This window comes from Bradyrhizobium sp. (assembly GCF_049586575.1).
In the GTDB taxonomy this organism is placed as follows: Bacteria; Pseudomonadota; Alphaproteobacteria; order Rhizobiales; family Xanthobacteraceae; genus Bradyrhizobium.
In genome coordinates this window covers 1-5,687 of the sequence record NZ_JBAVCF010000525.1, presented here as the reverse complement: position 1 = coordinate 5,687, position 5,687 = coordinate 1, and the positions used below count along the sequence as shown (strand labels likewise).

At 59.1% G+C, this 5,687-nt stretch carries 9 protein-coding genes; 5 read left to right on the top strand and 4 right to left on the bottom strand.

Annotation, left to right across the window (positions count from 1 at the left end):
• Positions 1-383 (top strand): tripartite tricarboxylate transporter substrate-binding protein (locus WB528_RS19745; protein WP_423890084.1); only part of this gene is annotated, 383 nt, incomplete at its 5' end.
• A gap of 508 nt (positions 384-891) precedes the next feature.
• Here the strand turns inward: WB528_RS19745 and WB528_RS19740 are convergent.
• Genes WB528_RS19740 through WB528_RS19730 form a run of 3 tightly spaced genes read right to left on the bottom strand, consistent with a single transcriptional unit; the run spans position 892 to position 3,045 of the window.
• Positions 892-1,380 (bottom strand): YbaK/EbsC family protein, encoded by a 489-nt coding sequence (locus WB528_RS19740; RefSeq protein WP_423890083.1) that lies wholly within the window; start codon positions 1,378-1,380, stop codon positions 892-894.
• Positions 1,377-2,117, bottom strand: coding sequence for a haloacid dehalogenase type II (locus WB528_RS19735; RefSeq protein ID WP_423890082.1), 741 nt, complete (start codon positions 2,115-2,117; stop codon positions 1,377-1,379). The genes WB528_RS19740 and WB528_RS19735 overlap by 4 nt, the downstream gene beginning before the upstream one ends.
• Before the next feature lie 43 nt (positions 2,118-2,160).
• Positions 2,161-3,045 (bottom strand): amidohydrolase family protein, encoded by an 885-nt coding sequence (locus WB528_RS19730; protein ID WP_423890081.1) that lies wholly within the window; start codon positions 3,043-3,045, stop codon positions 2,161-2,163.
• Between the two features lie 101 nt (positions 3,046-3,146).
• On the opposite strand from WB528_RS19730, the gene WB528_RS19725 reads away from it, so the two are divergent.
• From WB528_RS19725 to WB528_RS19710, 4 genes are all read left to right on the top strand, one after another.
• Positions 3,147-3,623: a MaoC family dehydratase gene (locus WB528_RS19725; protein WP_423890085.1), complete on the top strand. Its 477-nt coding sequence runs from the start codon at positions 3,147-3,149 to the stop codon at positions 3,621-3,623.
• A gap of 11 nt (positions 3,624-3,634) precedes the next feature.
• Positions 3,635-4,072 (top strand): MaoC family dehydratase, encoded by a 438-nt coding sequence (locus WB528_RS19720; protein WP_423890080.1) that lies wholly within the window; start codon positions 3,635-3,637, stop codon positions 4,070-4,072.
• Positions 4,073-4,325: 253 nt separating this feature from the next.
• Positions 4,326-4,451, top strand: coding sequence for a type B 50S ribosomal protein L36 (ykgO, locus tag WB528_RS19715; protein ID WP_002718645.1), 126 nt, complete (start codon positions 4,326-4,328; stop codon positions 4,449-4,451).
• An 84-nt stretch (positions 4,452-4,535) separates the two neighbouring features.
• Entirely contained in the window at positions 4,536-5,180 is a 645-nt protein-coding gene (locus WB528_RS19710; protein WP_423890079.1) for a tetratricopeptide repeat protein, read from the top strand.
• Between the two features lie 21 nt (positions 5,181-5,201).
• Here the strand turns inward: WB528_RS19710 and WB528_RS19705 are convergent, their stop codons facing one another.
• Positions 5,202-5,384, bottom strand: a complete 183-nt coding sequence (locus WB528_RS19705; protein ID WP_423890078.1) for a hypothetical protein — start codon at positions 5,382-5,384, stop codon at positions 5,202-5,204.
• Positions 5,385-5,687: the final 303 nt, after the last annotated feature.

The window sequence follows — 5,687 nt, the reverse complement described above, 5'->3', positions numbered from 1 at the left end:
GCGGGACTGTGGACGCGGTGGCGTCGGCGCCGGGGACGCTGAAACAGCTGGTCGATGCCGGCAAGATGCGTGTGCTGGCCAATTGGGGTGCGGAACGCATCGCAAGCTTCCCCGATCTGCCGACCTTCAAGGAGCGTGGCTACAAGGATGTTGAGTTCTACATCTGGGCCGGATTGTTCGCGCAAAAGGCATTGCCGGCACCGATCGTGAAGAGGCTGCGCGAGGCGATGGCGCAGGCCGTGACAAGACCCGAAGTGATCAGGACCTTCGAGACGGCGGGTAGCCCCGTCGCCTATATGGACGCGCCGGAGTTCTCGAAGTTCGTCGATACCGACAGCGCGCGCCTTGTCGCTGCGGTCAAACGCATTGGCAGGGTGGAATAGCTATCGCCCTGCTTTGGTTCGGAAGTCCGCGTGGCGAACCTGCGGCGATAATGAAGCGGATTTCTGAATCGCCACGCTAGGTGGCACGCTCACATTTTGTTGTTCGGCGCGAACCAGTCCGGCCTCATTGATTTGGTTTGCTGGGTGAACCGGTTCGGCCGGGCAAATACTCATGTGCTGAAGAGGAAGGGGCGGCCATGCGAAAGCACCGAATTTTCCGAATTCTGACTGTTTTGGGTCTGGCAGCAACGCTTGCAGGCGTGAGTTCAGCCGCTGCCCAGGAACATCGTGGAACCATGCAGCAGCAGATGGCCTGCACGCCCGACGTGTTCCGGATATGCGGGGCTGCGATACCTGACGAGAATCGTATCGTAGCCTGTTTGCAGGCAAACACCCTGCAGCTTAGCGCGCCATGCCGCGCGGTGTTTGAATCGAGCGATAGCGCCGCTACTCCGCCGCCGCCAAACTCTCCACAGCCCTTGGCGCCGCCGGCTCGACGCTATCAGTATCAATAAGCTTTCGCGGTTTCGTTCATTGGATCGCCGCAGACATCGACCCATTCGGCTGCGACGAGTTCGGCCATGCGTGAGGGGGCGATGCGGACGGCGCTGTGAATCGAGCCCACCGCCGGCACGACTTCGTCAAAGGCTTTCAGCGACACATCGCAATAGATCGGCAGCGGTGCTTTCAGCCCGAAAGGGCAAACGCCGCCGACTTCGTGGCCTGTGATTTCTGCGACCTCATCGAGGCCCAGCATCTTCGGTTTGCCGCCGAAACGTACTTTGACCTTCTTGTTGTCCATTCGCGATGTGCCACTCGCGACGATCAGGATGACCTGATCGCCGACCCTCAAGCTTAGCGTCTTGGCGATCCGCGCCGGCTCGACGCCATAGGCTTCGGCGGCGAGCGCCACGGTCGCCGAGCTCTTCGGCGATACGATCACGGCGATGTCGGGAGCCTTCTCGGCAAAGAAGGCGCGAACGGATTCAAGACTCATGAATGCGCAACAAGACCGGGCAATTCTGACAAGGCGTGAATACGGTGGTCGGGCGTGACGCCAAGTTCATCCATTTGCGTTCGAAGCGCCTTGAATAGGGTCAGTGGCGTGACGACGTCGCTTTTGGTGCAGGCGAGCGCCATCGCTTCCGGCGTTACCCTCTCGATCCAGGCGACGTTTAATCCAAAGGCCTTTGCGCCACAAGCATCCCAGGGATTGGAGGACACAAAGAGAACTTCGGCGGGACGCACACCAAGCCGTGCCTCGATCAGCGTATAGACATCCGGTGCGGGTTTGAAGATCCGTCGTGAATCGATGCTGATGGTCGCATCGAGAACGCGATCCAGTCCGCTGTTCTTCACCAGCGCCTCGAGCATATTGCTGGAGCCGTTGGAAAGGATAGCAAGCTTCCGGCCCTTGAGTGCGGCCAGCGTTGCCCTTGCATCGGGATAGAGATCGAGGTGAAGATATTTGTCCATGATGCGCTCGAAGGTAGCCGTATCGTGCTTCAGCCCCAGAACGCGGATCGTGTAGGCGAGCGCTTCCTTCGTGATGACGGAGAAATCCTCGTAACGGCGCATCAACGAACGGAGCCAGGAGTATTCGAGCTGCTTGATGCGCCAGATTTGAGTGATGATATCGCCGTACCCGGGAAATGCGTCTTCGGTGACGGCGGCCACCGATTGGACGTCGTAGAGCGTGCCATAGGCATCAAAGACGAGGGCATTGATCGTCACGTGCTGTTCTTTCTTCTTGGTGTCGGCCGCGAGCTTCGTGTCGCTAGATATTCAGGATCTTTCGCGCGTTGGCTTTTAGCACCTTGGGCCTGATTTCATCGCGAATGTCGAGCTTGGCGAAATCCGCCAGCCAGCGATCCGGGGTGATCACCGGCCAATCGGAGCCGAACAGCATCTTGTCTTGCAAAATCGAATTGATGTAGCGGACGAGAATCGGCGGGAAATATTTAGGCGACCAGCCGGAGAGGTCGATATAGACATTCGGCTTGTGGGTCGCGACCGACAGCGCTTCTTCCTGCCAGGGAAAGGACGGGTGCGCGAGGATGATCTTGAGATCGGGAAAATCGACGGCGACGTCGTCCATGTACATCGGATTGGAATATTTCAGCCGCATGCCCATGCCACCGGGCATGCCGCTGCCGACCCCGGTCTGGCCGGTGTGAAACAGCGCGATGGCGCCGCCGTCGCAGATTGCCTCATAGAGCGGATAAGCCATGCGATCGTTGGGATAGAAGCCCTGCATGGTCGGATGAAATTTGAAACCGCGAATGCCGTATTCCTCGATCAGCCGTTTGGCTTCGCGGACGCCGAGCTTGCCCTTGTGGGGATCGATGCTCGCAAACGGGATCAGCACGTCGGAATTTTTCGCGGCGATCTCGAACATCTCGTCATTATTGTAGCGGCGGAATCCGGTCTCACGCTCGGCATCGACCGGGAAGATCACGGCCGCGATCTTCTTCGCGCGATAATAGGCGGCGGTTTCCTCGACCGTCGGCGGATGCTTGTTCGGCGACTTGAAGTAGGCCGCCATCTGCGCCTGGAAGTCGTCATAGCCGTCGTCGCCGTGCAGCCCGCAGGGCTCCTCGGCATGGGTATGAATATCGATCGCGACCACGTCTTCGATATTGGGCAGCTTCAATTTGGACATTTTGGTTTCCCGTGGCTGCTTGACTGTGCCGTTCCTGAATTGATTATATCATATAACAAAGTGGCGAGGCAGTGGAACAAGACGGAAAACGGGTGAGTGCCATGGCGCAGCCGGACGCCTTCGAGACCGACTTCTGGAAAGATGCCAATCTGCGCAAGGTCTGGGACGACATCATTCCCGGCGAGCCGCGCAAGACCATTCCCTATACGCTGACGCGAGAGGCGATCGAGTTGTACTGTGCGGCGGTCGGCGAAACCCATCCGGTCTACTTCGACGAGGCCTACGCCAAAACGACCCGCTACGGCGGATTGATCGCGCCGCCCTCGATCCACATCCTCCTGATGTTCTCCTGCACTCCGGCGGACGACTGGATGCGCTCGCCCGGCACCGTCAATGCCGGGCAATCGTGGAGCTACAACATTCCCGCGCGCCCGGGCGACGTGATCCGGCTTGAGGCCCGCGCGCTGGACAAGTTCACCAAGCGCGGTCGGTTGTTCGTCGTGCACGACAATGTTTTCTTCAACCAGCGTGGCGAAGTGATCTGTTCGGGCCGCGGCTGGACCATCCGGCCGATGTAAGGGAGGGTCTCGTGACGGCGATGTTTGAAAGCCTGAATGCCGGCGACACCATCGCGGGGCCAAAGTTCGCGGTCAGCCGCGAATCCATTCGCCTGTTTTGCGACGCATCGCTGGATTATAACCCGCTGCATCTCGACGACGAATATATGAAGGGGGATTTCGGCAAGACCAATTTCGGCGGCATCATCATGCACGGCATGAACAATTTCGGGCTGATCTCGCGGATGATCACCGATTGGGCCTATCCTTTGGGCGCCATTCACCGTCGTCTTGAAACGCGCTGGGTCAAGCCGGTCCGGCCCGGCGACACCATCCAGTCCACCGGCGTCGTGAAGTCCAAGCAGGTGACGTCGAAATCGCGTTGGGTCTTAATCGACGTCCTCGTATCCAACCAGGCCGGCGAGAAGGTTGCGACCGGCGAGGCTATGGTCGAGTTCCCGCCGGATTGATGGACCGACTCCGCTGGCAGGTTCCGGGACGGGCGGATTTTCGCCCGAAACCGGGCTTGATTGGCCAAAAAGGCCCAAAATGGCCGGTCCGGATTGACATTTGAGGGCCCCATGGCTTAGAAACCGCGCGTTCCGGGCGGCATTGCCGTCGCGGGATAAAATCGTTCTTCCATAGTTGGGGTCACCCGAGGGTCTTTCGGGTTGCCCGGATGATCGCGCCGAACACGGCCTTTCAAAGCATCAGGAATGTCCCATGAAGGTCCGTAACTCGCTGAAATCGTTGCGCGGTCGTCATCGCAACAACCGTCTGGTCCGCCGCAAGGGCCGGGTCTATGTGATCAACAAGGTTCAGCGCCGCTTCAAGGCGCGCCAAGGCTGATCCAGTCCTAATTTCCATGTTCATCACAGGTCTTTGACGCCTGACTGCTTTGCAAGCGCGTTTTGCTGCGTCTAGACTTCGTCTATGGCCATGAGATTCCGTGCCGTGCGTCATCGTCGGCTAGCAATTCTCCTCGCTGCAACCATCGCCGCGATACCAGCGGCCTCGCTTGCGCAGGAGCTGAATTCCAAACAGCACAAAAGACTGCCTGACGCTCCCGCGAAATTGCCGAGGGTCCCGGCTGACAAAACGCGCGGGCTGGATTTTCTGTTTGGCGCGCTGAAGGCGGCCCCCGACGAGGCCAGCGCCAAGCATGTCGAGGCCCGGATCTGGGCGATCTGGCTGCAAACGCCGAGCGACACCGTTTTGCTGTTAATGACCCGCGCCAAGGCGGCGATGGTGGCGCAAAATTCCGACGTCGCACTCCAGCTGCTGGACGCCGTCATCAGGTTGCGCCCCGACTATGTCGAAGGCTGGAACCGCCGCGCGACGCTTTACTATTTGAGAAACGATTACGCCCATTCGCTTGCCGATATTGAGCAGGTGTTGGCGCGAGAGCCTCGCCATTTCGGCGCACTTGCGGGGCTAGGCATGATTATGCAGGACCTCGGCGACGACAAACGCGCGCTTGACGCCTTCCGGAGAGCGATCGCCGTCAATCCGCACCTTGATAAGGTGCCCGAACTGATCAAGACCCTGAGCGAGAAGGTCGAGGGCCGCGATATCTAATGTCGGGCTTATTGCCGGTAGCTAGTGCAGGAGGTTGCGGTTCGGTCCTGTCATTCGGCCATGCGCGACAGCGGCCTGGAGCTGGGCAACCTCGGCTTCAAGCTGTTCGTTAACCAGCAAAAGTGCCTTCAGCGCGCCTCTGATATCGCCGTTGCACCGCGCCACGATTTCGTCGATGGCGGTCTCGTGTAATCCGGAACTCATCGAAAGCCTCCAAATATCCCCGCATGATAACCTCTTTGGCATCGCCGGGTTGCTGTGGATTACGTTGAAAAGGCCGGGCTTGCGAAATTTCGGACTGACGGGCGGTGTCCGTTCGGTTCTGACATCCGCAAACGGACCCGCCGCAGTTAGGGTACGAATGCCAGAACCCGGACACCCTAAGACGGAAAAGTGCCGCGTATCCTTATAGGAAGCCGGCAATGACGGTTGTATGAAGAGAAGTACTTCGCCTGTGCGGTGCGGTGGAAAACTCCCCGCTTTCGCGCTTTTCGAAACCGCTACGAC

Excerpts from the sequence above, each read along its gene's own strand:
- WB528_RS19730 (WP_423890081.1), bottom strand. The coding sequence starts at position 3,045 with ATGTCCAAATTGAAGCTGCCCAATATCGAAGACGTGGTCGCGATCGAT.
- WB528_RS19740 (WP_423890083.1), bottom strand. The coding sequence starts at position 1,380 with ATGAGTCTTGAATCCGTTCGCGCCTTCTTTGCCGAGAAGGCTCCCGAC.
- WB528_RS19725 (WP_423890085.1), top strand. The coding sequence starts at position 3,147 with ATGGCGCAGCCGGACGCCTTCGAGACCGACTTCTGGAAAGATGCCAAT.
- WB528_RS19705 (WP_423890078.1), bottom strand. The coding sequence starts at position 5,384 with ATGAGTTCCGGATTACACGAGACCGCCATCGACGAAATCGTGGCGCGG.
- WB528_RS19710 (WP_423890079.1), top strand. The coding sequence starts at position 4,536 with ATGGCCATGAGATTCCGTGCCGTGCGTCATCGTCGGCTAGCAATTCTC.
- ykgO (WP_002718645.1), top strand. The coding sequence starts at position 4,326 with ATGAAGGTCCGTAACTCGCTGAAATCGTTGCGCGGTCGTCATCGCAAC.